This window comes from Paenalcaligenes sp. GW821-LYS-B07-1 (genome assembly GCF_058803365.1).
Genome location: NZ_CM179516.1, coordinates 3,164,354 through 3,188,645, shown reverse-complemented (window position 1 = coordinate 3,188,645; position 24,292 = coordinate 3,164,354). Strand labels below are relative to the sequence as shown.

General features: G+C 51.0%; 27 protein-coding genes and 1 riboswitch. Of the genes, 14 read left to right on the top strand and 13 right to left on the bottom strand.

The features are described 5' to 3' along the window. The first annotated feature begins 481 nt into the window (after positions 1 to 481). From AC3QL0_RS15335 to AC3QL0_RS15325, 3 genes are all read left to right on the top strand, one after another. Positions 482 to 2,176 (top strand): sodium:solute symporter family protein, encoded by a 1,695-nt coding sequence (locus AC3QL0_RS15335; protein ID WP_493009248.1) that lies wholly within the window; start codon positions 482 to 484, stop codon positions 2,174 to 2,176. A gap of 16 nt (positions 2,177 to 2,192) precedes the next feature. After that, positions 2,193 to 2,318, top strand: a complete 126-nt coding sequence (locus AC3QL0_RS15330) for a putative transporter small subunit (protein WP_493009247.1) — start codon at positions 2,193 to 2,195, stop codon at positions 2,316 to 2,318. Between the two features lie 138 nt (positions 2,319 to 2,456). Then, positions 2,457 to 3,314: an N-formylglutamate amidohydrolase gene (locus tag AC3QL0_RS15325; RefSeq protein ID WP_493009246.1), complete on the top strand. Its 858-nt coding sequence runs from the start codon at positions 2,457 to 2,459 to the stop codon at positions 3,312 to 3,314. On the opposite strand, the gene AC3QL0_RS15320 is transcribed toward AC3QL0_RS15325, so the two are convergent. Continuing rightward, the gene (locus AC3QL0_RS15320) at positions 3,309 to 3,860 is read right to left on the bottom strand and encodes a cob(I)yrinic acid a,c-diamide adenosyltransferase (RefSeq protein WP_493009245.1); all 552 of its coding nucleotides are present in this window, start codon (positions 3,858 to 3,860) and stop codon (positions 3,309 to 3,311) included. The two genes, AC3QL0_RS15325 and AC3QL0_RS15320, sit on opposite strands and share 6 nt — an antisense overlap. Beyond that, complete coding sequence (locus AC3QL0_RS15315; protein WP_493009244.1) at positions 3,857 to 4,375, bottom strand: GNAT family N-acetyltransferase; 519 nt, start codon at positions 4,373 to 4,375, stop codon at positions 3,857 to 3,859. The genes AC3QL0_RS15320 and AC3QL0_RS15315 overlap by 4 nt, the downstream gene beginning before the upstream one ends. 95 nt (positions 4,376 to 4,470) lie before the next feature. Between AC3QL0_RS15315 and AC3QL0_RS15310 the strand changes: the two genes are divergently transcribed. Then, entirely contained in the window at positions 4,471 to 4,767 is a 297-nt protein-coding gene (locus AC3QL0_RS15310; protein WP_493009243.1) for a copper-binding protein, read from the top strand. A 210-nt stretch (positions 4,768 to 4,977) separates the two neighbouring features. Here the strand turns inward: AC3QL0_RS15310 and hslU are convergent, their stop codons facing one another. From hslU to AC3QL0_RS15285, 5 genes are all read right to left on the bottom strand, one after another. Beyond that, positions 4,978 to 6,309 (bottom strand): ATP-dependent protease ATPase subunit HslU, encoded by a 1,332-nt coding sequence (gene hslU / locus AC3QL0_RS15305; RefSeq protein WP_493009242.1) that lies wholly within the window; start codon positions 6,307 to 6,309, stop codon positions 4,978 to 4,980. Positions 6,310 to 6,329: 20 nt separating this feature from the next. Then, on the bottom strand, positions 6,330 to 6,863 hold the full coding sequence (gene hslV, locus AC3QL0_RS15300; RefSeq protein WP_135866723.1) for an ATP-dependent protease subunit HslV: 534 nt from the start codon (positions 6,861 to 6,863) through the stop codon (positions 6,330 to 6,332). Between the two features lie 154 nt (positions 6,864 to 7,017). Beyond that, positions 7,018 to 7,461 carry an RNA polymerase-binding protein DksA gene (gene dksA / locus AC3QL0_RS15295; RefSeq protein WP_430221162.1) on the bottom strand — a complete coding sequence of 148 codons (444 nt, stop codon included), beginning with the start codon at positions 7,459 to 7,461 and terminating at the stop codon, positions 7,018 to 7,020. Between the two features lie 46 nt (positions 7,462 to 7,507). After that, positions 7,508 to 8,584: a CobW family GTP-binding protein gene (locus AC3QL0_RS15290; protein WP_493009241.1), complete on the bottom strand. Its 1,077-nt coding sequence runs from the start codon at positions 8,582 to 8,584 to the stop codon at positions 7,508 to 7,510. Between the two features lie 166 nt (positions 8,585 to 8,750). Continuing rightward, the gene (locus tag AC3QL0_RS15285; RefSeq protein WP_135867083.1) at positions 8,751 to 9,221 is read right to left on the bottom strand and encodes a Fur family transcriptional regulator; all 471 of its coding nucleotides are present in this window, start codon (positions 9,219 to 9,221) and stop codon (positions 8,751 to 8,753) included. Positions 9,222 to 9,307: 86 nt separating this feature from the next. Here AC3QL0_RS15285 and AC3QL0_RS15280 point away from each other — a divergent pair, with 86 nt between their 5' ends. Genes AC3QL0_RS15280 through AC3QL0_RS15265 form a run of 4 tightly spaced genes read left to right on the top strand, consistent with a single transcriptional unit; the run spans position 9,308 to position 12,070 of the window. Beyond that, positions 9,308 to 9,472 carry a hypothetical protein gene (locus AC3QL0_RS15280; RefSeq protein WP_493009240.1) on the top strand — a complete coding sequence of 55 codons (165 nt, stop codon included), beginning with the start codon at positions 9,308 to 9,310 and terminating at the stop codon, positions 9,470 to 9,472. After that, on the top strand, positions 9,472 to 10,188 hold the full coding sequence (locus AC3QL0_RS15275; RefSeq protein ID WP_493009239.1) for a metal ABC transporter ATP-binding protein: 717 nt from the start codon (positions 9,472 to 9,474) through the stop codon (positions 10,186 to 10,188). The genes AC3QL0_RS15280 and AC3QL0_RS15275 overlap by 1 nt, the downstream gene beginning before the upstream one ends. Beyond that, the gene (locus tag AC3QL0_RS15270; protein ID WP_493011009.1) at positions 10,188 to 11,039 is read left to right on the top strand and encodes a metal ABC transporter permease; all 852 of its coding nucleotides are present in this window, start codon (positions 10,188 to 10,190) and stop codon (positions 11,037 to 11,039) included. Before AC3QL0_RS15275 ends, AC3QL0_RS15270 begins: the two co-directional genes overlap by 1 nt. A gap of 38 nt (positions 11,040 to 11,077) precedes the next feature. Next, entirely contained in the window at positions 11,078 to 12,070 is a 993-nt protein-coding gene (locus AC3QL0_RS15265) for a metal ABC transporter solute-binding protein, Zn/Mn family (protein ID WP_493009238.1), read from the top strand. Here the strand turns inward: AC3QL0_RS15265 and AC3QL0_RS15260 are convergent, their stop codons facing one another. From AC3QL0_RS15260 to AC3QL0_RS15250, 3 genes are read right to left on the bottom strand one after another with little or no spacing between them, the layout of a single operon-like run. Continuing rightward, a complete protein-coding gene (locus AC3QL0_RS15260; RefSeq protein ID WP_493009237.1) occupies positions 12,071 to 13,033 on the bottom strand; it encodes a tyrosine recombinase XerC in 963 nt (320 codons plus the stop codon). It abuts the gene before it with no gap. A gap of 2 nt (positions 13,034 to 13,035) precedes the next feature. Continuing rightward, positions 13,036 to 13,677, bottom strand: coding sequence for a DUF484 family protein (locus AC3QL0_RS15255; protein ID WP_493009236.1), 642 nt, complete (start codon positions 13,675 to 13,677; stop codon positions 13,036 to 13,038). Positions 13,678 to 13,715: 38 nt separating this feature from the next. Beyond that, the gene (locus AC3QL0_RS15250) at positions 13,716 to 14,576 is read right to left on the bottom strand and encodes a lysophospholipid acyltransferase family protein (protein ID WP_493011008.1); all 861 of its coding nucleotides are present in this window, start codon (positions 14,574 to 14,576) and stop codon (positions 13,716 to 13,718) included. A gap of 213 nt (positions 14,577 to 14,789) precedes the next feature. Between AC3QL0_RS15250 and metK the strand changes: the two genes are divergently transcribed. The 4 genes from metK to metF all read left to right on the top strand — a co-directional run bounded on the left by metK (position 14,790) and on the right by metF (position 18,896). Beyond that, the gene (metK, locus tag AC3QL0_RS15245; RefSeq protein ID WP_493009235.1) at positions 14,790 to 15,962 is read left to right on the top strand and encodes a methionine adenosyltransferase; all 1,173 of its coding nucleotides are present in this window, start codon (positions 14,790 to 14,792) and stop codon (positions 15,960 to 15,962) included. 141 nt (positions 15,963 to 16,103) lie between these two features. Next, positions 16,104 to 16,189: riboswitch (S-adenosyl-L-homocysteine riboswitch) on the top strand. 73 nt (positions 16,190 to 16,262) lie between these two features. After that, a complete protein-coding gene (gene ahcY / locus AC3QL0_RS15240) occupies positions 16,263 to 17,666 on the top strand; it encodes an adenosylhomocysteinase (protein WP_430221154.1) in 1,404 nt (467 codons plus the stop codon). Positions 17,667 to 17,722: 56 nt separating this feature from the next. After that, positions 17,723 to 18,079 carry a phage holin family protein gene (locus tag AC3QL0_RS15235; protein ID WP_493011007.1) on the top strand — a complete coding sequence of 119 codons (357 nt, stop codon included), beginning with the start codon at positions 17,723 to 17,725 and terminating at the stop codon, positions 18,077 to 18,079. Further along, positions 18,057 to 18,896: a methylenetetrahydrofolate reductase [NAD(P)H] gene (gene metF / locus AC3QL0_RS15230; RefSeq protein WP_493009234.1), complete on the top strand. Its 840-nt coding sequence runs from the start codon at positions 18,057 to 18,059 to the stop codon at positions 18,894 to 18,896. Before AC3QL0_RS15235 ends, metF begins: the two co-directional genes overlap by 23 nt. 52 nt (positions 18,897 to 18,948) lie before the next feature. Here the strand turns inward: metF and AC3QL0_RS15225 are convergent, their stop codons facing one another. Continuing rightward, a complete protein-coding gene (locus AC3QL0_RS15225; RefSeq protein ID WP_493009233.1) occupies positions 18,949 to 19,548 on the bottom strand; it encodes a 5-formyltetrahydrofolate cyclo-ligase in 600 nt (199 codons plus the stop codon). A gap of 62 nt (positions 19,549 to 19,610) precedes the next feature. Here AC3QL0_RS15225 and AC3QL0_RS15220 point away from each other — a divergent pair, with 62 nt between their 5' ends. Continuing rightward, the gene (locus AC3QL0_RS15220) at positions 19,611 to 21,713 is read left to right on the top strand and encodes a lytic transglycosylase domain-containing protein (protein WP_493009232.1); all 2,103 of its coding nucleotides are present in this window, start codon (positions 19,611 to 19,613) and stop codon (positions 21,711 to 21,713) included. Beyond that, entirely contained in the window at positions 21,713 to 22,861 is a 1,149-nt protein-coding gene (locus AC3QL0_RS15215) for a tRNA nucleotidyltransferase/poly(A) polymerase-related protein (RefSeq protein ID WP_493009231.1), read from the top strand. The genes AC3QL0_RS15220 and AC3QL0_RS15215 overlap by 1 nt, the downstream gene beginning before the upstream one ends. Here AC3QL0_RS15215 and AC3QL0_RS15210 read toward each other — a convergent pair. After that, positions 22,858 to 24,075 (bottom strand): class I SAM-dependent methyltransferase, encoded by a 1,218-nt coding sequence (locus tag AC3QL0_RS15210; RefSeq protein WP_493009230.1) that lies wholly within the window; start codon positions 24,073 to 24,075, stop codon positions 22,858 to 22,860. The genes AC3QL0_RS15215 and AC3QL0_RS15210 overlap by 4 nt on opposite strands. 4 nt (positions 24,076 to 24,079) lie before the next feature. Beyond that, a complete protein-coding gene (locus AC3QL0_RS15205) occupies positions 24,080 to 24,271 on the bottom strand; it encodes a hypothetical protein (RefSeq protein ID WP_430221148.1) in 192 nt (63 codons plus the stop codon). Positions 24,272 to 24,292 lie beyond the last annotated feature (21 nt).

Sequence of the window (24,292 nt, the reverse complement as noted above, 5' to 3'; positions counted from 1 at the left end):
GCAAATTCTACTGTCCACAGCGATCTGTAGATAGTCGCGCTTTTGCGGGTTTATGCGAATTTGATGCCAGTGGGTATCGTAGCTATAATGACCGGGATTCAGTCAGAATGGCTGCAATCAGCACGTATGTGTTACCGGTCAAGAGGTTGGAGGCTCGACCATCGGTAACCTTGTCTTAGGTCGCTATACAGTGACCCGGCTTGTAAGCCGATACACCTATGCCCGTCCGAAAAGGTCGTGGCAACCATCAACTGCTTAGGCAGTCTGCGTCGGGGCCCGTGTGGCCTTCATTAAGGCTCTCACGCCCCTTAGGCACCCTTTGTGTCTGCGTATCTCAAATTTTCTTGGGATGCTTTGTTGCGTTTATTTCCGGTTATTGGTGTTTCGGTTGGTGCGCGCTGGTTTTACTGGCGTAGGCTTTCTGATGTCTGCTGCCTGTAAAGCCTTTTTGTTGAAATAACATTAAGGAAACTAAAAAAGCATGCAAGAAACAGAGTTTTTTCAGCTGTCTGCAACCTCAGCGATTTTGCTATTGCTGGGCTTCTATTTACTGACGTTTTTATTGTCATTACTCATCAGTAAAAAGGAGGAGAACGTAGACGGTTATATGGTGTCTAACAGCGCGGTAGGGTTTGGGCTGTCAGCCGCCAGTATGATCGCTACATGGATTTGGGCAGCGTCTTTCTATGCAAGCGCCACCTCAGGATATAAGTACGGGTTATCTGGCCCAATACATTATGGATTCTGGGGCGCATTGATGATTTTGTTTATCTTCCCTTTTGGAAGACGCTTTAGGGAATTAGCGCCTGAAGCTCATACGCTGGCTGAGGTAGTGTATGCCCGGCACGGGCGTTCCAGTCAGATGATCATGGCGGTATCCAACCTGATTGGTAGCTGTATCAGTTTGATGGTGAACTTCACGGCAGCCGGTGCATTGGTGTCCATGCTAAGCCCGCTGAGTTTTATCCAAGGCGTATTAATTGCCGGTTTAGGTGTGTTGTCGTACACCTTGTGGTCAGGGTTCAGAGCCTCAGTACTGACTGACTTTGCACAATTAGTAGCGATGATTCTGGCGGCGGTGATAATTATCCCGTTGATCTTTTTTAATGCTGGTGGACCGGATCTCATCGCGGATAACTTCTGGCGTCTAAGTAGTGAACAAGCCGATTTCTTCTCGACTACAGCGATTCTGGAGCAAGGGGCACCGTATTTTATTGCGGTATTGGCCTATGCCATCGGTAACCAGACCATTGCACAGCGACTCTTTGCTGTGCGCCAAGACTTAATAAAACCTACTTTCTTAACCGCTACCGTAGGCTACGGTGTAGTAGTGATTGGATTGGGCATTTTGGGGCTGCTGGCACTTTTTACCGGTTTACAGCCTATTGATGGGGATATGAACAATATCATCCCGCAAATGGCGTCAGCCTACTTGCCACCCTTTGGTATTGCGCTGTTCTTTATCTTGGTGATTGGTTCGTTGTCTTCTACCGCTGACGCTGACTTGTGTGCATTGTCGGCTATTGTGATGACGGATATTTATGGCAAAAACATCGCTAAAGGTAAACCTGACCCACGTCGTATGTTGTTGTGGGGACGTATGACCATGATTGTTGCCACTATGTGTGGTGTGGTCTTTGCGAGTTTGCGTCTGGACATCTTGGTCATGTTGGTGTTCGTGGGGGCACTGTGGGGGGCGATTGTTTTCCCTGTAATCAGTAGCTTCTTCTGGAACCGAGTGACCAATACCGCCTTTACTACCTCTGTCGCATGTGCCGTCACTATGTTCTTGTTGGTGCGTTTTGAGCTTATACCCATGACCGGCATTGTTGCGGTGTTCTTTGAGCTGGTTGCTTCGGTGGGTGGCGGTGTGGTGGTAGGTTTGATGACCTTCGCGTTCTTTGGTCGCAACCTAGCATTGGCGGTGGGGTCAGTAGTTACCGTCGTGTTGATCTACTACGGCGTAGGCTTCTGGCGCGACTACACCGTATTGTTGGGTTCGCTGACCTCCTATGGTGCGAGTGCAATTGTGTGTACGTTGATGAGTCTACGTAGTTCCGAACGTTTTGATTTCTCTGTGCTGTCACACCGTGTACGCGCTTTCCATGAAGAGCAAGAAAAAATGGTGAAACCTTCCACGAAACAACCTGCGTTGACGCCTAAGCCTCAGCTTTAATAAGAACGGAGCAAACATGAATTGGATTGTGACTTATATATTGATCTGGCCAGTATTATCTGCAGGCGTGTTGGTACTACTGATCGGTGCATTAGTACGAGATTGGCGAGCTGCCAAACGTGATGGTAAAGAAATGATCTAAGCCAGTTGCAACGCGTAACCTTTACGGGCCATGTACTCAAGCGGTACATGGCCCGTTTTGCAATGGGCTATGTTACAAAGAACTAGCCGTACTGCGGTGTGAGATCGTGCAGCCATAAAAAGAAGTAGAGGAGAGACTATGCAGGATGTTCACAATCAGTTATTGCCATTTGAATGGCATGCGCCAGATGGTGCCTTGCAGGTGCCATTGGTGGCAGACTCCCCGCATAGCGGTAATGTATATCCCTTGGATTTTCGTAGCCGAGCACCCATGCAGGTATTGCGTCGTGCCGAGGATGCTTTTGTGGATCAGCTATGGTCGGCTTTACCTACGCAAGGAGCAGGCTTGTTGGCGGCACGCGTGGCCAGAAGCTATGTGGACTTGAATCGCCACGAAACAGATCTGGATTCAGGCATGATGGATGCGCCGTGGCCGGGGTTGCTTGAGCCATCAGAGAAGACTCAACTGGGGCATGGGTTACTGTGGAAAAACCTAGGGCCTGTTGAACTGTACGACCGTCAGTTAAGCGTCGCAGAAGTACAAGCGCGCTTGGCTCTGGTGTATAGACCGTACCATGATTGGCTGGGGCTACAAGTACGGCATTTGCATAGACGTTTTGGCGGTGTGTGGCATTTGAATCTGCATTCCATGCCTTCTAGCGTTAAAGCGCTATTTACCACAGGGCCTGTGGCGGATTTTGTATTGGGCGATAGGCAGGGCACCAGTTGTAGTGCAGATTTCATTGCCACGGTAGAGCATCTGTTGAAATCAGCAGGCTACAGGGTAGTGCGCAATCACCCTTATTCGGGGGCGGCGATCGTGACACAGGTAGGAAAGCCAGCACAAAATCGGCACAGTTTGCAGATAGAGGTGAACAGAGCTTTATATATGGATGAGCGCCATCACCGTAAGAGTTCAGGGTTTACTGTCCTGCAAGCTGATTTGGCTAGAGTCAGCCAACAGTTGGCAAATTATGTGCGCAGTTGCACATCATGATTGTGCTTGGGGTTGCCACAGTACATCAGGTTGGCCAGCATGTTTATTCAGGCATCGTGCCAGAATAAAGCACAAGTCTGAGAGCCTATTTAAATACTGTTGCACCACGGGGCGTACAGCATCGAATTGCAGTAATGCTACGACGCTACGTTCAGCCCTACGTGCTACCGTACGTGTTTGGTGAGCCAGTGCAGCAGCACGACAGCCACCGGGCAGAATAAATTCTTTTAACGGTGGTAGTGGTTCGTTGAGGGTGAGTATGGCGTTATCCAACGCAGCCAATTGCGAGTCACGCATAGCAGTATGGCCAGGGATACATAGCTCAGCACCCATATCGAATAGGTGGTGCTGTATATGGGATAGCAAGGTATCAATGTTTTCTGGCAAGGCTTCACAGCGCCACACCCCAATGAGGCTGTTTAACTCATCCACTTCGCCCAAGGCATGGATGCGTAAACTGTTCTTGGGTACGCGTTGCCCATCACCAAGGCTGGTTTCGCCTTGGTCGCCTGTGCGTGTGGTGATGGTGGAAAGCCTGTCACTCATACGGGTTGGCCTGCTTGGGCTAAGTTTGCTAAGGCTGAACCTTCTATGCGCACAATGCGCCAGTCAGGCAATACTGAAGCACCTAGGTGTTCATAGAACTCAATTGCGCTTTGGTTCCAGTCTAGTACTACCCATTCAAACCTAGCACAATCTAGCTCCAGTGCTTTGCGCGCCAAGTATTGTAAGACTTGTTGACCTAAACCCAAACGGCGATGTTCAGGGGCAATATAAATGTCTTCTAGGTACAGGCCACGTTTGGCCCTGAAAGAAGAGTAATTATGAAACCACATGATGTAGGACACCAAAGTTTCCGGCGCATCTTGATGGCAAATGACCAAACAGTTCACAGCAGCAGGCTGCGTGAAGATGTTATCGTGCAAGGTTTGCTCTGTGGCTTGGAAGGTGTCCAGCAACTTTTCAAATGTCGCCATTTCCATCATTAATTGATGGATTTGGGGAATGTCTTGAAGCGTAGCTTCGCGTAAAATATAGCCAGAGGAAAGAGGGTATGACATACAGACTGTGTGCGATAATTCAAAAAATACGCGTATACGGCGTAGTCAAAACGGGCTGCTACAATAATGCATCATGCCGTAAAGGAGTGTAAACGATGCTGCGAACTTTGCGTAAGCTAAGTGCTTTACTAGCTATAGTATTCATGACGTTGTTCTCAAGTGTAAGTGTTGCTCAAGAGGCCAGAGCCTCTGGCGAAGTGCGCAGGGTGGATCCAGGTGCAGGCAAAATCACATTGAAACACGGTGAGATTGACGTTTTACGGTTGCCAGCGATGACTCTGGTTTACCGCATTGATCCTAGCTTGCTGGCTGATTTAAAACCCGGTGATAAAGTACGTTTTGTGGCCATTCGCCAGAACGACGAATACGTGGTGATTAGTATTCAGAAATAAGTAGCGTAGGTAGTAAAAGACACAAGCCCTCGCTGTGGCAGCGTTTCTGAGCAATAGGGAATGAGCTAACAGAGATGGCTATTTAGTTTGTGCTCTACCGTATAGAGTGTCAGTAGGGAACAATGGTTTGCGACAGCTAAAGAGACCGCCCTGATATAAAAACAGCCGCCCAAAGGGCGGCTGTTTCGTTGATGCTGAAAGCAATGAGACTTACAGCACGTAGCGAGCCAAGTCTTGGTGCGTCACAGCTTCTTGCAACTGTGCATCGACATAAGCGGCATCAATCACTACAGTTTGTTCGGCTTTAGAGCCAGCTTCGTAGGATAGATCATCCAGCAGCTTTTCCATCACGGTGTACAAGCGTCGTGCACCAATGTTCTCTGTGCGCTCGTTTACCTCGAAAGCCAATTCAGCCAAGCGACGAATGCCTTCTGGTGTGAAGTCCAAATGCACGTTCTCTGTTGCCAACAACGCCGTGTACTGTTTAGTCAGCGAAGCATCAGTGTCAGACAAAATGCAGACGAAATCATCGGCAGTTAGGGAGTCCAGTTCCACACGGATAGGGAAGCGACCTTGCAGCTCGGGGATCAGGTCAGATGGGCGAGACAAGTGGAACGCGCCGGAAGCAATAAACAGAATATGGTCGGTACGCACCACACCGTATTTGGTGTTGACAGTGGTGCCCTCTACCAATGGCAGCAGGTCACGTTGTACACCCTGACGAGAAACCTCACCGCTGGTATTGCCTTCGCGGGATGTGATTTTGTCTATCTCATCCAAGAAGACGATACCGTTTTGCTCGGCGTTTTGTACCGCCGCTGCACGCAGTTCTTCCTCATTGATGTGTTTAGCGGCCTCTTCGTCTACCAGTAGCTTGAAGGCTTCTTTCACACGTAGTTTGCGTTTTTTGGTTTTGTCACGACCCATGCCAGCAAACATGCCACGCAGTTGCTCGGTCATTTCTTCCATGCCTGGAGGCGCCATGATTTCCATTTGTGGCATGGCTTGCGCCACATCAATTTCAATCTCGGTGTCATCCAGTTTGCCTTCGCGCAGACGTTTGCGGAAGGTTTGGCGTGCACCAGTTTCTTCGCGTTCAGGTTGGCCGTAGCTGTCACGAGCAGGAGGTACTAAAGCATCCAAGATGCGGTCCTCGGCGGACTCTTCAGCTTTGCTGCGTACACGACGCATTTCTAATTCACGAGTTTGTTTGACGGAAGCATCGACCAAATCACGGATGATGGTTTCTACGTCACGACCTACATAACCCACTTCAGTGAATTTAGTGGCTTCGACTTTGATGAAAGGTGCATTAGCCAGTTTGGCCAAACGACGGGCGATTTCGGTTTTACCTACACCAGTGGGCCCGATCATTAAAATGTTTTTAGGAGTGATTTCGTGGTTGAGAGGCTCAGGAACCTGCTGACGACGCCAGCGATTACGCAGGGCCACGGCCACGGAACGTTTGGCACGATTTTGGCCAACAATGTGTTTGTCTAGCTCGGAGACAATTTCTCCGGGTGTCATGGATGTAGCGGACATGATGATACAGCCTTTGAAAGTCAGAGCGTTTCTATAACGTGGTTGCCGTTGGTGTAGATGCAAAGATCGCCAGCGATTTCCAAGGATTTTTTGACGATGTCAGCAGGCGCCATATCGGTGTTTTGTACCAAGGCCAAACCTGCGGAGTGAGCGTACGAACCTCCGGAGCCAATAGCGGCAATACCGTGTTCAGGCTCAAGTACGTCACCGTTTCCGGTCAATACCAAGGTGTGCTCTTTGTCGGCAACAATTAGCATGGCTTCCAAACGGCGCAAGGCGCGATCGGTACGCCAATCACGAGTCAGCTCAACGGCGGCTCGCATCAGGTGACCCTGATGTTTTTCCAATTTGGCTTCGAACAGTTCTAGCAGGGTGAACGCATCGGCGGTAGCGCCAGCGAAACCCGCAAGTACGGAGTTCCTGTAGAGTTTACGAATTTTGCGTGCTGTGGCTTTGATGACAATATTGCCCAGCGTGACCTGACCGTCGCCACCAATGGCAACGTTCTCGCCGCGACGTACGGCAATGATGGTAGTGGCGTGAAATTGTTCCATAACATTCCTTACTGTTCTTACTCTAGCAAATGGGGGTGGATGCCATAAATTCAAGAGTCGGGTCAGCAGAAAATAACTGTGCCACGGTAGCCGGGGCTAGCGTGGCACAGAGTATAGAACTGGGCGGTCTGCAAAGCGGTATAAAGGCCGCTGATTAGTCCCCGTACAGCTTCTGACGTTTTTCGCGGCGCTCTTGTGCTTCCAGAGACAAGGTGGCGGTAGGACGAGCCAACAGGCGCTGCAACCCAATGGGTTCGCCTGTTTCCTCACACCAGCCGTATTCGCCAGCATCGATCAGGGCAATGGATTGCTGTACTTTCTTCAGCAGCTTGCGTTCACGGTCGCGGGTACGCAGTTCCAGTGCATGTTCTTCTTCGATAGTGGCCCGGTCTGCTGGGTCAGGCACGAACTGTGTTTCACGCAGGTTTTCGGTGGTGGCACCAGCGTTAGCCAAAATTTCCTGTTCCAGCTCTCTCAACCGGTTTTTGAAAAAAGCCAGTTGTGCATCGTTCATGTAGTTGTTGTCCGGCATGGCCAATAACTCTTCAACGCTTAGCAGCTTGGTGGGGTGATTGCTGACATTCGATTTGTTTGCCATGATTTTCTCTCTCTAACGTAGTGGGGCAGAAGGGAGAGCAAGGTCCTTAGACCAAGCAGTTTTCCAGCCCTTGCGTAAAAATCTCCTGAGGCAGTTTACGTCCGATGAAAACGATTTTACTTTCAGGTTTTTCTTTGGCTGCCCACGGTTTCCCGGGTTCAACCCCCATCATCATGTGTACCCCCTGGAACAACATGCGGCGATTCACGCCTTTTAGGTAGAGGATACCCTTGTACCGCAGTAGGTCCGGACCAAATACCTGGGTGATACCGCCCAGGAAATCTTCCAGGCGTTCCGGATCAAAAGCTTTGCGTGAACGAAATACAAATGCACCAATTTCATCTTGGTGCGGTGCATGATGGTGGTGATGGCCACAATCAGACCCGCAGTGTTCACCATGTTCGTGCTCGTGTTCATGGTGATGCTCATGATGGTGATGATGTTCGTCCTCGTCTTTGAGGAAATCTGGGTTGATATCCAGAATGGCATCCAGATTAAACCCACCCAAATCCAGCAGTTCATTAATATCGGCTTCACCGAAGTGCACCGGAGAAATGCTGGCACGGGGGTTGATCTTCACAATGCGGTTACGCAGTGCTTGGTATTCCTCGTCGGATACCAGATCTTTTTTGGAAATCAGGATGCGATCAGCAAAGCCAATTTGTTGTTGCGATTCGGCTTGTTGATCTAGGGTTTCCATACCATGTTTGGCATCTACTATCGTGATGATGGCATCTAGACGATAGTGAGCAGCGATCTGGTCATCCACGAAAAACGTTTGGCATACAGGGCCAGGGTTGGCCATACCAGTCGTTTCGATGATGACACGATCGAATTTGACGTTGCCGTCTGCACGACGCTGATACAGGTCGTTCAATGCGCGCATTAAGTCGCCACGTACCGTACAACACACACAGCCATTGCTGAGCTCAACGATTTCTTCTTCGCCGTCTTGAATCAGCAGTTCGTTATCGATGTTTTCAGGCCCAAACTCATTCTCGATCACGGCAATACGTTGGCCATGCTGTTCAGACAGTATGCGCTTGAGCAGGGTAGTTTTACCTGCGCCAAGAAAGCCGGTCAGAATGGTTACTGGGATCATAGAAGCGTTTGTTGCATTCATGGTTGTGCAATCAGGTTGGTGTAAACAAAAGCTGCATAGGCAATAAAATAACTTGCAGATTACAGCACAGCCTTGCGTTCAGGGCAAATGCCCGAGTCGCACGGCGAGAAATAAAGCAATATATACGTTTTATGCGTCAGAAGCCATCGGTAAAAGACAGGAATATTTAGCTACATAAGCTTTGTTGACAGTTTTTGCACAATGCTTGCAGCTCGGTCTCCTGTGTGCCGAGGGTAAAACCCGCTTGTGCCACGCATTCCGCGAGTTGGGCGGTGAGCTGTGGCGCACACAGCTCAGCGACGGCTCCGCACTTGGTGCAGACGATCAGCAGATCGTGCGGATGGCCGTTGGCATCTACGCAGGCGGTCCATGCATTCACGGCATCTAAACGGTGAATCAGACCTTCTTCAGTCAGAAATTCCAGCGCTCTATAGACCGTAGGAGGTGCGGCACCGGGTTGATCCTGCCTGAACAAATCAAGTAGCTCGTAGGCTTTAAGGCTGCGCTGTTGTTTGAGCAGCAATTCCAGTACCTGCTTTCTGATAGGGGTCAAACGTTTACCCCTCTGCTGACAGAGTTTTTCCGCTGTTTGCAGTTGTGCCTCTAGGGCTTGGGGAGTCAGAACATGCACAGGCATAGTAAATATACAGACACAAAAAGTTGGATATGTTATAACATAACGTATCTAAGAATAATGCTATCTATTGATCTTACCAGTAAGTCATGCATCACAGTAGAACGACCGCACATTCCGCGCCTAAAGTGGGTAAAAGAATCTATAGAGGCACGGTGTTGCTAAGCTCAGCTTGGCAGCGTTGTTTGCGTGTATTGCCTGTGGTTGTGGTCTTATGGCTACTGACTGCATGGGCGTTAGGGTGGTTCAAATAATGGCCACCAACAATGCCGTAATTAGTTTGGATCAGGTGTCGTTGGGTTGGCGCGATAAAGTGGCTGTACGTGATGTCAGCGGCCAATTTATGCAAGGTGGTTTATATGCGTTGGCAGGCCCAAATGGTGCCGGCAAGTCGACGTTGCTTAAAGGTTTGGCTGGGCAGCTTACACCGTTGAAGGGCAAAATACAGATCAATTCGCCCCAACGTTTGGCATTTCTGCCCCAGTTTGGTGAGTTGGATCGCAGTTTTCCTATTAGCGTGTATGACTTGGTGGCCATGGGATCATGGCGGCGCACTGGGGCATGGCGTGGGTTAAGTGAATCTGAACATCAGCGCGTGCAAGATGCGCTATGCCAGGTGGGTTTGCAAGGTTTCTCTGAGCGTGCCATCAGTACCCTGTCGGGTGGTCAATTGCAACGTGCCTTATTTGCCCGATTGATCATGCACGATGCGCCTATCTTGTTGCTGGACGAACCTTTTTCTGCTGTGGATAAAGCTACCACGGATGACCTGATGGTGCTGCTGCATCGCTGGCATCAACAGGGGCGAACGGTGATTGTGGTGCTGCATGATTTGCATACTATCCGACAAAATTTCCCCGAAACGGTACTGTTAGCTGGCCAATTGGTCGCGTGGGGAGAAACAGAGTCCGTATTGACTGCAGAGAATCTGCATTTGGCCCGTCACTTGTGCGAGGGAGACTACCTGTGATGTGGCTGTACGATGTGTTGATTCACCCCTTTGTTGAATTTGGTTTTATGCGCCGAGCGCTGGCGGGATCATTTGCCTTGGCTGCCGCCGCAGGTCCGTTAGGTGTGTTTTTGGTATTACGCCGCATGAGCTTAATGGGCGACGCCATGGCGCACGCCATTTTGCCCGGTGTGGCAGCAGGCTTTTTGCTATCAGGTCTATCGGTGGGTGCGATGGCGCTAGGTGGTGTGATTACCGGTTTGGTGGTGGCGTTACTGGCGGGCTTGGTATCTAGGCTGACGCCGTTGCGAGAAGACGCTAGTTTTGCCGCGTTTTATTTGGTGTCTTTGGGCTTAGGGGTGCTATTGGTATCCCTAAAAGGCTCCAATATGGATTTAATACACGTGCTGTTTGGCACTGTGTTGGGGTTGGATGACCAAGCATTGTTGCTGGTCACAGGAACCTCCAGTGTGGCACTGTTGGTGCTGGCCATTATTTATAGGCCGCTGGTGTTGGAGTGTTTAGACCCGCTATTTTTACGTGCTGAAGGGCGATCAGGCTCTTGGGTGCACATGCTGTTTTTGGTGCTGTTGGTTGTAGTGTTGGTAGCAGGCTTTCAGGTGCTAGGCACGCTGATGGTAGTGGGGATCATGATGTTGCCCGCAACAGCTGCCCGCTTTTGGGCACGCTCTGCCAGTAGCCAGATGGTGTTGGCCGCCTTGTTAGGTATGGGCGAATGTTTCGTTGGATTACTGCTTTCCTACTACGCCAATGTGCCAGCATCACCCGCCATTATTCTGGTTGCGGGGATCACCTATTTTCTATCACTAGCCTGTGGTCCACAGGGTGGGTTGCTGCAACGCTTGCGGTAATCGTCTAGGGGCCATCTATTCATCACAGAGGAAAGCACATGAATACTAGAGACAGTCAACGTAGGTGGTTACGCCCCATTGGACGCTATATGGCGCAAGGGGTAGCTGCCATGTCTATTAGCGTAGCGGTGGCATCTGTTGCGGTAGCCAAACCTTTGCCTGTGGTGGCGAGTTTTTCGATTTTGGGCGATATGGTAAGCGTGGTGGGCGGTGATGCTGTTGAGGTAAACACTTTGATTGGCCCTAATGCCGATGCTCATGCGTTTGAACCCAGACCGGGTGATGTGCGTAAATTGGCAGATGCCAAGTTGTTGATTGTAAATGGTTTGCAGTTTGAACCGTGGTTGGCAGGATTAGTGCAATCGGCCGGCTATAACGGTAAGCAGATAGAAGCTACCAAAGGAGTGCAACCGCTGGATAATCATGATCACGTAGACGATCATACTGACGACCACGACCACGACCACGACCACAGTCATGGACATGAGCATCATCAGCATGGCCCGCAAGATCCACATGCGTGGCAAAGCCTCACCAATGCGGTGGTGTATGTGGAAAATATTCGTGACGCGTTGAGTGAAGTGGCACCAGAGTCTGCCCCTATATTCCAAGAAAATGCGGCTCGTTACATAGAACAGTTGAAGCAGTTAGATGCACAGGCTAAAGAGCGCTTGGCGGCTATTCCTGCTGAACGCCGCAAAGCGATGGTGTCGCATGATGCATTGGCGTATTTAGGCAAAGCCTACAACATCGAATTTGTACCGTTGTTGGGCATGTCTAGCCAAGCTGAACCGTCAGCACGTGAAGTGGCTGACCTAGTGCAGCGAGCACGCGCAGAGCATATTACGGCTATCTTCCTAGAAAATGCGGTGAGCCCTGCTTTGGCTAAACAATTGGCCCGAGAAACAGGCGCACGTATGGGTGGTACCTTATACACTGATGCCTTGGCTGAGCCAGGCCATGAGGCCGCTACTTACTTGGGGATGATGCAGAGCAATCTACGTATGGTAGAAGAGGCGTTACAACCGTAATTACGGTTTGCGACGGGCACGGGGGTGTGCTTGGTCATACACCTGTGCCAAATGCTGAAAATCCAAGCGCGTGTAGATTTGCGTGGTGCTGATGTTGCTGTGTCCTAGTAGCTCTTGCACAGCTCGCAAGTCTTGAGCTGATTGCAGCATGTGGCTGGCAAAACTGTGTCGTAAAGCATGAGGGCTGATGTCTAAAGACAGGCCCGCTTCTTGGCATAATTTCTGCAAGCGTGTTTGCACCATACGGGGGTGTATGCGTTTGCCTTGAGCCCCCAAAAATAGCGCGTAGTAGTGTTCGGCATCGTCTACCGCACTGCGCAGTACACGGCCGCGTAGTTGCAACCAACACTGCACAGCATGCAGCGCTTTGCTACCTATGGGCAGCGAGCGCCTTTTATTGCCTTTGCCTAGCACATGCAGTTCAGCTTCCTGAAGGCTTAGCCAACTGGACGATTCATAGCCTGCCTGTTTCACGTAATGGGTGTCTAGGCTCACTAATTCACTTAAACGTAAGCCGCTAGAATACAGCAGCTCAAACATGGCCTGATCGCGTGACTGCACGGGGCTGAGATGCTCTAAGCTTTGTGCCGGCTGATGATCCAGTAATTGCTGTGCTTGGTCTACGGATAATGAGCTGGGTAGTGGGCGTGGGCTTTTGGGAGCTTTGAGCTCAGCACACGGATTGGGGTGGGCAGGGTATTGCTCGCACCACCAATGGAAAAAATTACGCCATGCTGCGAGTGTGCGTTGCAGACTACGAGGGTGTAGCCCACCAGCGTGTAGTTCAGCCAGTTTTTGGCGCAGTTGAGCGGGTGTGAGCGTGTCAGGCGAGATAGAGCCAGATAAAGGCAGAATATGCTGTATATCGTGCTCGTATGCCGCCAGACTGTGCTCGGATAGTCGTCGCTCGTAGCGCAGATGGTCCAACCATGACTGCACCGTTGCAGAGGCTGGGGTAGGCATGGTTATTCAGTGCCTCGGCTAAGTGCCGCCGAACACAGTTGGCCAATATTCAGCAGAAATTCGGTGCCCATGTCCGTGGTAAAACGTTCGGCTTGTGTCGCTCCCAAAATCAGCACACCAGAATTTTTTTGAGTCACTGGGTGCAGCAAGGGCACAATGGCTACCGATTGAATGCTGTCAGGCAATAATGCCAGCACTTCTTGAGGGGGAATGCCGCAACGCGGAGACGTTAATGCTTGGGCGTATTTTTGTAGTTCCTCTGGCGCTTCTGTGGCGGCGAAATCTTCCCAGCAGTGCAGGGCGATGGCGTCCAGATCGAACACTTCCGTTAAGGATTCTTGTATGTGCAGTGGCAGTTGCGCCGTATCGGTCTCGGCCAACATGGTGCAAGTCCATGTGCGTAGCTGATCGGCAATACGCTGATTGGCGCTCGCGTTTTCTATCAATGTGTGTAGCTTACGTTCCAGCTCTTTGTTTTTGGCACGTAGCCCCAGTATTTGACGCTCGCCCAGCGAGATGGCTCTGGTTTCATGAGGGTGCGGAACACGTAACTCTGAAAAGAGATCGCGATGTTGCAGGAAAAAATCTGGGTGGGTACTCAGGAACTGGGCGATAGCAAGGGCGTTCAGATCAGAGGGACTCATGCAGTATCCTTTGGCAAAAGCGGTAGGCAGCGTTAAGTTTAGCGTAGGTGTTCTGGAATAGGGGGCGCTTCAGGCGGCACCTTATAGCGGTTGTAGCTCCACAGATATTGTTCAGGGAAGCGTTGAATCAACGTTTCCATGCCTTGATTGATCAGCAAGGCCATGTCTTCTACGTTGTCAGGGAAAGGTTCTGGCAGACGTAGATAATGAATTTTCCAGCCTTGGCCTTTGGGCAAACGCTCACCCGCTGTTAAGACAACGGGCACTTTGGTTTGCAAGGCCAGCTTGGCGGCTAAGGTCATGGTGTAGGCGCGTTTGCCGAAAAAGGGCAGCCATAAGCCATCGCCACTACTAGGTACTTGATCTGGCAACATCCCCACGGCTTCGCCACGGCGCAATGCGCGCACAAATTCGCGTATTCCTTGAACATTAGCGGGTACAGAGTGCAGCCCCGGCGTGTCGCGTGAGGCACGCATGGCAGGCTCAAGAAACGATTGTCGCGGTGGTCTGAACATCACCGTGATGGGGCCATATTGCACCAGACGTCTGGCGGTAATCTCAAAACACCCCAAATGTGGCGTGAGGTACAACACACCACGATTTTCAGCCAACGTTTGCGTAACAATGTCGGAATCGGGGTTTTGACATAGCGCCAAGCATTGCTCTGTTTGCAGCCATACTTTGGGCAGTTCCATCAGCATGGCGCCGGTTTCGGCAGCAGCGCGACGGGCAAATTTACCCTCTGTAAACCCCGCTTGTGCGGCATTTTCACGCAGTCTATTGTGGTAACGACCTGGCACAAAATAGATAATAGAACCCGCAAAGCGTCCCAGTGCATGCAGCACGCGCAGCGGCAATGCAGACATCAGACGTAATAAAAACAACAGCATAAATCCCAGGGCATAACGCCAGAAATTTGTTTATACATTTAAAGATGTGTTATTTTCGCTTAAAATGCAATTTATCGCTGAGTTAACCGACAACTTGCGGAGCGATATGCCAGTTACTGGCTCTTAAACCCGCTAAAGCGTCGCGCCCTATTAAGCCTTTGTGTGTGTGGTGCAACGCAGCTCGTTTCCTTTTAATGCGCATTACTACAGGACGCAAAAGCTGTGGCAAATAACGACTTCTTATTTACGTCTGAATCTGTCTCCGAAGGTCACCCAGATAAGGTTGCTGACCAAATTTCCGACGCCATTCTAGACGCCATCTTCGAACAAGACCCTAACGCTCGTGTTGCAGCAGAAACGCTGTGCAACACTGGTTTGGTCATTTTGGCGGGTGAAATTACCACCACCGCCAACGTAGATTACATTCAGGTTGCACGCGATACCATCAAGCGCATTGGCTACGACAATAGCGACTACGGTATTGATTATAAAGGTTGCGCCGTTTTGGTGGCGTACGACAAACAGTCACCAGATATTGCCCAGGGCGTAGACCGTTCTGAAGAAGAAATTCTGAACCAAGGTGCTGGTGACCAAGGTCTGATGTTTGGTTACGCGTGCGATGAAACGCCTGACTTGATGCCAGCACCTATTTGGTACGCACACCGTTTGGTACAGCGTCAAAGCGAACTGCGCAAAGATGGCCGTTTGCCTTGGTTGCGCCCAGATGCAAAATCTCAGGTGACATTCCGCTATGTAGATGGTCGTCCTGCAGAAGTAGACACAGTAGTGTTGTCTACGCAGCATGCGCCTGAAATTTCTCAGGAAGAGATTCGCGATGCGGTGATCGAACACATCATCCGCCCTAGCTTCCCTGCTGAGTTGCTGACAGAAAATACCAAGTTCTTGGTGAATCCTACTGGTAAGTTTGTGATTGGTGGCCCACAAGGCGATTGCGGTCTGACAGGTCGTAAGATCATTGTGGACACGTACGGTGGTGCATGCCCTCACGGTGGTGGTGCTTTCTCTGGTAAAGATCCCTCGAAAGTAGACCGCTCTGCTGCTTACGCTGCACGTTATGTAGCAAAAAACGTGGTGGCTGCTGGTTTGGCGCGTCAGTGCCAAGTGCAAGTTAGCTACGCCATTGGTGTGGCAGAGCCTATCAACATTACTGTGTACACCGAAGGTACAGGCGTAGTGTCGGATGAGCGCATTGCTGAGTTGGTACGTGAGCACTTTGATCTGCGTCCTAAAGGCATTATCAACATGCTGAACTTGCTGCGTCCTATCTACAGCAAAACTGCAGCTTACGGTCACTTTGGCCGTAACGAGCCTGAGTTCACATGGGAAGCTACCGATAAAGCGGCAGCATTGCGCGCAGCTGCCGGGTTGGCGTAATTGCTCATGAAGTAAAGAGGCGCTTCGGCGCCTCTTTGTGTTCTTGATGCGCGTTTTCGTTGGCATAGGCCTTAGTTAAAATCAGGCTATTAGGTCTTAGCACAAAGACAATTAGCAGGTACAATTTACACGTTTTGATTCCTGTCTGAGGAGCGTTGCGACAAACCCCATGTGGTTTGCCAGGCTCAGACAGTAGCGTTGATCCCCTTCAACGACGCTCACCAGATTCTCGTGCCGAGAAGCCGTGGTGATGCCAATAGTGTGCCCCGTCGGTTCTCGCACCAATTTATCGGAGCACACATGACTGTTAAAACTGAAGATTACGTGATTGCAGATATTAGTCTGGCAGGCTGGGGCCGCCGGGAAATTGCTATTGCCGAAACAGAAATGCCTGGTTTGATGGCGACTCGTGAAGAGTACGCTGCTTCCCAGCCACTGAAAGGCGCACGTATTGCTGGCAGTTTGCACATGACTATCCAGACTGCTGTGCTGATTGAAACGCTGGTGGCGTTGGGCGCAGAAGTACGCTGGGCATCTTGCAATATTTTCTCTACCCAAGACCACGCTGCTGCTGCTATTGCTGACGCTGGTATCCCTGTGTTCGCGGTAAAAGGCGAAACACTGGAACAATATTGGGAATACGCCCACGACATCTTCAACTGGCCTGGTGAACAAGCCAACATGATTTTGGATGATGGTGGCGATGCAACGCTGCTGTTGCACTTGGGTGCTCGTGCTGAGAAAGATTTGTCTGTATTGGACAAACCTACCAGCGAAGAAGAGCGCGTACTGTACGCCAGCATCCGTGCACGTTTGCAGCAAGATGGCACATGGTATTCCACACGTCTGGCACAAATCCAAGGCGTAACCGAAGAAACCACTACAGGCGTACACCGTCTGTACCAGATGTCCAAACGTGGTGAGTTGGCATTCCCAGCCATCAACGTGAACGACTCCGTGACTAAATCCAAGTTCGACAACCTGTATGGTTGCCGTGAGTCACTGGTTGACGGTATCAAACGCGCTACTGACGTGATGGTTGCCGGTAAGATTGCCGTCGTAGTGGGCTTTGGTGACGTGGGTAAAGGTTGTGCACAAGCACTGGCCGCTCTGCGTGCTCAAGTGTGGGTGACTGAAATTGATCCTATTTGCGCACTGCAAGCCAGCATGGAAGGCTACCGTGTAGTGACCATGGAAGAGGCTGCTGACAAAGCGGATATCTTTGTAACTGCTACAGGTAACTACCATGTGATCACACGCGATCACATGGAGCGCATGAAAGACCAAGCTATCGTTTGCAATATTGGTCACTTCGATAACGAAATTGACGTAGCGGCGATTGAAGATCTGCAATGGGAAGAGATCAAACCTCAAGTTGATCACGTGATTTTCCCAGACGGCAAACGCATCATCTTGTTGGCACAAGGCCGCTTGGTGAACTTGGGTTGTGCAACAGGTCACCCATCTTTCGTGATGTCTGCTTCGTTCACGAACCAAACTATTGCGCAAATCGAGCTGTTCACGCGTGGTGAAGCCTACGAAAGTGGTCAAGTGTACGTATTGCCTAAACACTTGGACGAAAAAGTAGCACGTTTACACCTGAAAAAGTTGGGTGTTAACCTGACAGAACTGAGTCAGCAGCAAGCTGACTACATTAATGTTCCTGTAGATGGCCCTTACAAACCAGGCCACTACCGCTACTAAACGTGTAGAGCAGGGCATTGCATTGTGCAGTGCCCTTTTTTAAAGGGAGATTCATGATGATCTTATTACTGATCTGGATTCTGAATGCTGTAGCGCTACTGGTAGTGGCTTATGTACTGCCAGGGATTCATGTGGCCTCATTTGGCTCAGCCATGATTGCTGCTGTAGTGCTTGGCCTGCTCAATACCTTAGTGAAACCGGTGTTAACGCTGTTGACGCTACCCATTACGATTGTGACATTGGGCTTATTTCTTTTAGTCATTAATGCGCTGGTATTCTGGATGGCTGGCTCAATTTTGAACGGCTTCCAGGTGGATGGTTTCTGGTGGGCGGTGATAGGAGCCATTATTTATAGTGTGGTCTCAGGATTCTTATCAAGGTTATTAGTCAATGGCACAGAAACAGTCGCTTAGTCTGGAGTTTTTTCCTCCGCGCGATATTGCTGCGCAGGAAAAGCTGGTGCGTACCGCTAAAACTCTGCAGGGGCTGAATCCAGCCTATGTGAGCGTGACCTTTGGGGCGGGTGGTTCCACCCGCTCCGGCACAGTAGGGGCCGTGGATCTGCTTCAGAACATAGGTTTTGATGTGGCCCCGCACTTGTCCTGTGTGGGTTCTACGCGTGATGAGCTGTTGGCGATCTTAGATGATTACCGTGGACGCGGTATTAATCGTATCGTGGCCTTACGTGGCGACTTGCCTTCCGGGATGGGGGGCGATGCGGGTGAACTGCGCTATGCCAGCGACTTGGTGCGCTTGATTCGTGAGCACAGTGGCGATCATTTCAATATTGAGGTAGCGGGCTACCCTGAAATGCACCCACAAGCCATCAGCATGGATACGGATTTGCAGCACTTTATTCACAAGGTGCAGCAAGGCGCGAACAGTGCCATCACGCAGTATTTCTTTAGCCCTCATGCGTATTTTGATTTTGTGCAGCGCGTGCGAGAGAAAGGCGTGGATATCCCTATCGTGCCGGGCATTATGCCTATTACCAACTCTTCGCAATTGCTGCGTTTCTCGCATATGTGTGGTGCAGAGATTCCACGGTGGTTGCGTTTGCGTTTGGCTGATTTTGGCGATGACCGAGCGTCTATTCGAGCCTTTGGTGTGGATGTGATTGGTCGTCTATGTCAAGACTTGCTAGATGGTGGTGCGCCAGGTATTCACTTCTACACGCTAAATGGTGCCGATGCGTCGATGGCGATATTGCCTAAGCTAATGTTCAAGTAAGACGTGGCAGCATAGAAAAAGGGGCTTCTATAAGCCCCTTTTTTGTTGCTGTTTAGACTGTCGGTGCGGGTTTGGCCCAGCCTTTATCGGTCAGTACAGCATCCAGTTGGAAGTCGTGATCTTGAGGCGTGTAATCCTCAGTGGATAAGTCGCCACATGCCCATGCCAAGCCTACCGTTAGGAAGTGATGGTTTTGTTCACGTAGTGCAGCTAAAGTGCGGTCGTAATAGCCTTTACCGTAGCCTAGCCTATCGCCTTGGCGGGTAAAGCCTAATGTAGGGACCAGAACCAAATCAGGGGCAGGGGCTGCTACTGTGGTGTCGGGCTCTTGTATGCCAAAGGCACCCGTTTTCATCTCGCCTTCGGGGTCCCACAATTTAAATTGTAACGCTTGGTCAGGGCCTAGTACGGCAGGCAGTGAAACTTGCATGCCTTCATCGGCCCATTTGTACAGCAAAGGTTGTAGTTCTGGCTCGTCTGGCATGGACCAAAAACCGGCTATATGCGTGATGGGCGCTTTGTTTTGCTCTTTACGGGTTTTGTTGACGCCAGCTACCCATGTGTACAACCGACCGCGCATCAGCAGAGCACCGCGGCTTGTATCGGATTTTGCTTGTTGTTTACGTTTTTCTAGCAGTCTTTGTCGTAACATAATGAATTGGTGTCCTACAGTCAGGCGATTCCGCCCAGCACGTTCTCAAGGCAGGTAAAAATATGAGTGCAAAGCCCTTAAGGTATCAGAAAAACGAAGCGGTTTCACATCCCGTGTTACCTTCACCGCTTTCCATGTTGACAATAGCCTTGTCAGTGTTGGGGTTAGCAGCATGTTCGGGGGCTCAATCCAGTGAGCATGCAGAAAAAACAGTTACTGCAGAACCGCCCGCCGCACAGGTTGCGGTAGCAGAACCTACATTGCCTCGTGTGGCGGTAGCACCTACTGTGCCCCCACAAGCGCGGCAAGCCGTGTTGCAAGCCAAAGATGCGTTGGACGCCAAACGTTGGAATGCCTTGCCAGCGCTGGCTAACCAAGCTAAAGATGACACCGTGTTAGGCGCTTATCCACAGTATTGGTCGTTGCGCCAACAGCTACAGGACCCTAAGAACGTTGCTCCAGCCGACTCACTACGCCATTTCCTGCGCACCTATCCTGATCACTATTTAGCCGAACGTCTAAAAGGTGATTGGTCGATTATTGCCGTACGTGGTGGTGATTACGCGCTCATTAATGAACTGAATGCTGCTGATTTGGGCAACTCACAAACACGCTGTGCACAAAGTTATGCGCGTCATATGGCGGGTCAAAGTGTAGATAGCGAAACTGTGCTGTCGCAGTTTAAACCTGGCGTTACGTGTTGGACCATGTTGGACCAGTTGTACGCTGATCAGGCGGTGAGCTGGCAAGATATACGCGGTTTGATGCGCAATGCGTTAGAGCAAGGGAAAGCCGCCGAGGCGCAACGTCTGGCAGCGATTATCTTCACGCCAGCACAAATGAAAGAGTATGCAGCCTTGTTGAAGTCGCCACAGCAATGGTTGAAAGCACAAGGGTCTATTAAAGACCGTGGACAACAAGAATTAGTGACTTTGGCCTTGTCGCGCTTGGCTCGTGATGCTAACCGTGCTGAACAAGCCGCGTACATACAGCAAAGCTGGCAAACCCGTATCCCACGCGAGAACATGGATTGGGTATGGGGTCAGTTTGGGTTAACGACAGCATTGCGTGTAGAGCCTGATGCCGCACGTTGGTACAGGCTATCGGGTTCTACGCGTAAAACAGATTACAACCATGCCTGGGAAGTACGTGCTGAGCTGCGTGAGCCAGTGATTGATTGGTCTAAAGTGCAGGCTGCTGTAGAGAAAATGTCACCGCAGCAAGCTGCTGAGCCTGTCTGGGTGTATTGGAAAGGCCGTGCGCTGCAAGCTCAAGGCCAAACTGCTGAAGCGAATGCCTTGTTTGAGTCCATTACGGGTGACCTGAATTTCTATGGTCAGTTGGCGCACGAGGAATTGGGTAGATTGCCGCAATTGCCAGCACGCCCTGCCAGCGTGAGCGCTCAAGAAATTGCCGACATGCGTTTGCACCCTGGTTTGATGCGTTCGTTGGAATTGTTCCGTTTGGGTTGGCGCCCAGAGGCTGTATCAGAGTGGTCGTTTGCACTGCGTGGTATGAGCGACAGACAACTGCGCGCGGCAGCTGAGCTGGCTCGCCAAGAGCATATCTATGATCGCGTAGTGAATACATCGCTGCTGACACGTAATGAAATCGACTTTGATCAGCGCTTTATTGCACCGTTTGAAGACCGTGTGGCTGAAAAAGCAGAATTGGTGAGCTTAGACCCTGCATGGGTGTATGGGTTGATTCGTCAAGAGTCGCGCTTTATTACCGATGCACGTTCAGGCGTTGGCGCGTCAGGTTTGATGCAGTTGATGCCAGGTACAGCGAAATGGGTAGCGAACAAAATTGGCATGAGCAACTTTACGCCTTCTAGCGTGAACGACTTCGATACCAACACGATCTTGGGTACTAACTACTTGAACATGGTGTTGCAACAGTTAGATGGTTCTGAGGTATTGGCGTCTGCAGGGTATAACGCTGGGCCAAAACGTCCAATCCTGTGGCGTTCGCGTTTACAAGCGCCGGTAGAAGGCGCCATCTTTGCCGAGACTATTCCATTCACAGAAACCCGTTTGTATGTGAAGAACGTACTATCCAACGCGACGTATTACTCCATGATGTTTACGGGTGAGCCTCAGTCATTGAAACGCAGGTTGGGGGTGATTTCGCCTACGGCTAACAGTGTGGCGGCATTGCCTTAATGGGGGCTAAGGCACTAGAACAAAAGCTAGCAGCGTTACGGCCTGCAACCAACGATCGCTATATTGCGGGGTTGCAGGTGTACGTGGTGGGCGGCGCAGTGCGTGATGCACTGCTAGGCTTACCGGCTGGTGATCAAGACTGGGTAGTGGTGGGGACAACTCCCGAAGCCATGCAAGCGCGTGGCTTCATTCCTGTGGGGGGCGATTTCCCCGTGTTTTTGCACCCACACACCAAAGAAGAATACGCACTTGCACGCACCGAGCGTAAGTCGGGCAGGGGCTACCAAGGCTTTACCTTTTATACCGGTACAGAAGTTACCTTAGAAGATGACCTGCGTCGTCGAGATCTCACCATTAACGCGATGGCATTGGGCGCTACCGGTGGAATTGTTGACCCCTTACATGGGCAGGCCGACTTAGAGGCGAAGCTACTGCGCCACGTGGGGCAAGCCTTTGTAGAAGACCCAGTACGCCTACTGCGTTTAGCGCGCTTCGCTGCCCGTTTTAGTACCTTCAGTATTGCCACTGAAACGGAAAAATTGGCCAAGCAATTAGTAGCCGATGGTGAAGTGGATGCGTTGGTGCCTGAGCGCATTTGGCAAGAATTACGTAAAGCTTTACATACCCAAGCACCTTGGCGCTTTGTGCAGGTGCTGGAGTCTGTGCAGGCTACGCAGCGTGTCATGCCAGGGTTGCAGTACGACGCCCGAGTAGAGCAAGCGCTACAGCTAGCTGTAGAGCGTAATCTAGACAGCGTGCAACGCTATGCGGTGCTGTGCGCGGCGAGTGATGCGCCGTTGGATCTGGCTAACCGCATACGTGCTTCAGCCGAGTGCAGAGACTTGTCGCAATTGATGTCGGTCTCGCTGACACATGCGGCTTTGGAGCAGGGTGCTCCTGCAGAAACACAGTTGCAATGGTTAGAAAAGGTAGATGCGTTACGCAGGCCGGATAGGTTCGCTTTGTTGCTGGGAGCCTTAGCGTGCTACCGCCATGTAGAGGAAGCGTTGTGGTTGCAGAGGTTGAATGCGGTGTTGCAGGTGGATGCGGCGAGTATTGCCCGACAGTATGCCGGACAGGGGCCACAAATACGGGCAGCTGTACAGGCTGCCCGCGTGATGGTGCTATCTAACTTGATGACGGATTAAAGGCGATCGCGACGGTCGCCGTTGAAAAAGCCTATCAGTGGCGGGTCTATGTTTTTACCCAAGGCCAGCACTTTAAACAGTTCACCCATTTCTGCTTCAGACAGCAATTTTTGTGCAGCGCCTACAGTGTGCGCCCAACGCGCTGTGGCTTCAGGGTCTTGGTTGTCTGGCGCATGACCCAAACGTTGTGCCAAACCACTATTAAGCAAGAAACGTCCTTGTGCGGTGTAGCCCAGTACATCTAGCCCACCTTCTAAAGCGGCGTCAGCCATTGCCGTGAAGTCTACGTGCGCGGTGATGTCTTGCAGACCAGGGTAAAGCAGCGCTTCAGCGTGTGCGTAATGACGGAAGTGGCACATCAACGTACCTTCTGCACGTTGGCCGTGGTAGTACTCGTGGCGAGGAAAGCCGTAGTCGAATAATAAGATAGCGCCGCGTTGCAGCCATTGTCCTGCACCTTTTACCCATGCTTCGGCTTGCAGGTTAATTTCTGTGCGGTAGCCGGGAATGTGGGGTAAACGTTCTTCGGCAATGGCAGCAAGCTCAGGCGCGGCGGGTTTGGCGGCCCATTGGAAGGGGCTGACTAAGGGGCCAGTCGCGGTGACAGGGTCGGCAAGTGTCACACCTACTTCTAGGATACTGCCGTCGTCAGCGCGTTGCACCACATGCACGGGCATGGCATCTAACACTTCGTTGGCAATCACACAGCCCACAAAGTCCTGTGGTAATTGCTGTAGCCATTGAACCTGCGAACCAAACTCTGCCAAGGTGTGCTGCTGACGCTGTTGTAGGTCTGGCGACAATTCCAAGATGGCGTAGCTGGCCTCAATGCCTAGGTCTGCCAAGGCGGGAATGATGGATTTCGCCCACGCGCCTGTGCCCGCACCAAACTCCAGAATATTGACGCTACCCAATTGCTGTAGCACTTGTTGAATTTGCAGGGCAACTGTTTGGCCAAATAATGGGGTGAGTTCGGGTGCGGTAGTGAAGTCACCTTGAGGCGAGGTGCTGCCAAACTTTGTGCTGCCGCCTGTATAGTAGCCATAACCCGGTGCATATAAGCACTCATGCATCCAGCGATCAAACGGCATAAAGCCGGATTCAGCGTGGATGCGAGCACTTAATATGTGGTGCTGTTGGTCCAATAGGGCGGTCAGTTCAGGCTCCAACATAGGAAGGCCTGAAGGCATATGGGGAGTTTGCAGCAGTTTCATGTGATCAAGACGAGGAAGGCGGTTCAGATTTGTCGCGTTGGCGTGCTTCTAGACGCCGTAGTTCAGTGAGCATGCCAATAAGATAGCTGATAGCAGTGGCACTGATCACTGCCAGCAAGAAATTGCTGAAGATTATCCACAGCGGTATGCAAAGGATAATGGCGCGCCAGATGGGGCGTTGCAAGAAAGCTTTCATGGCATAAACAATAACCGGATG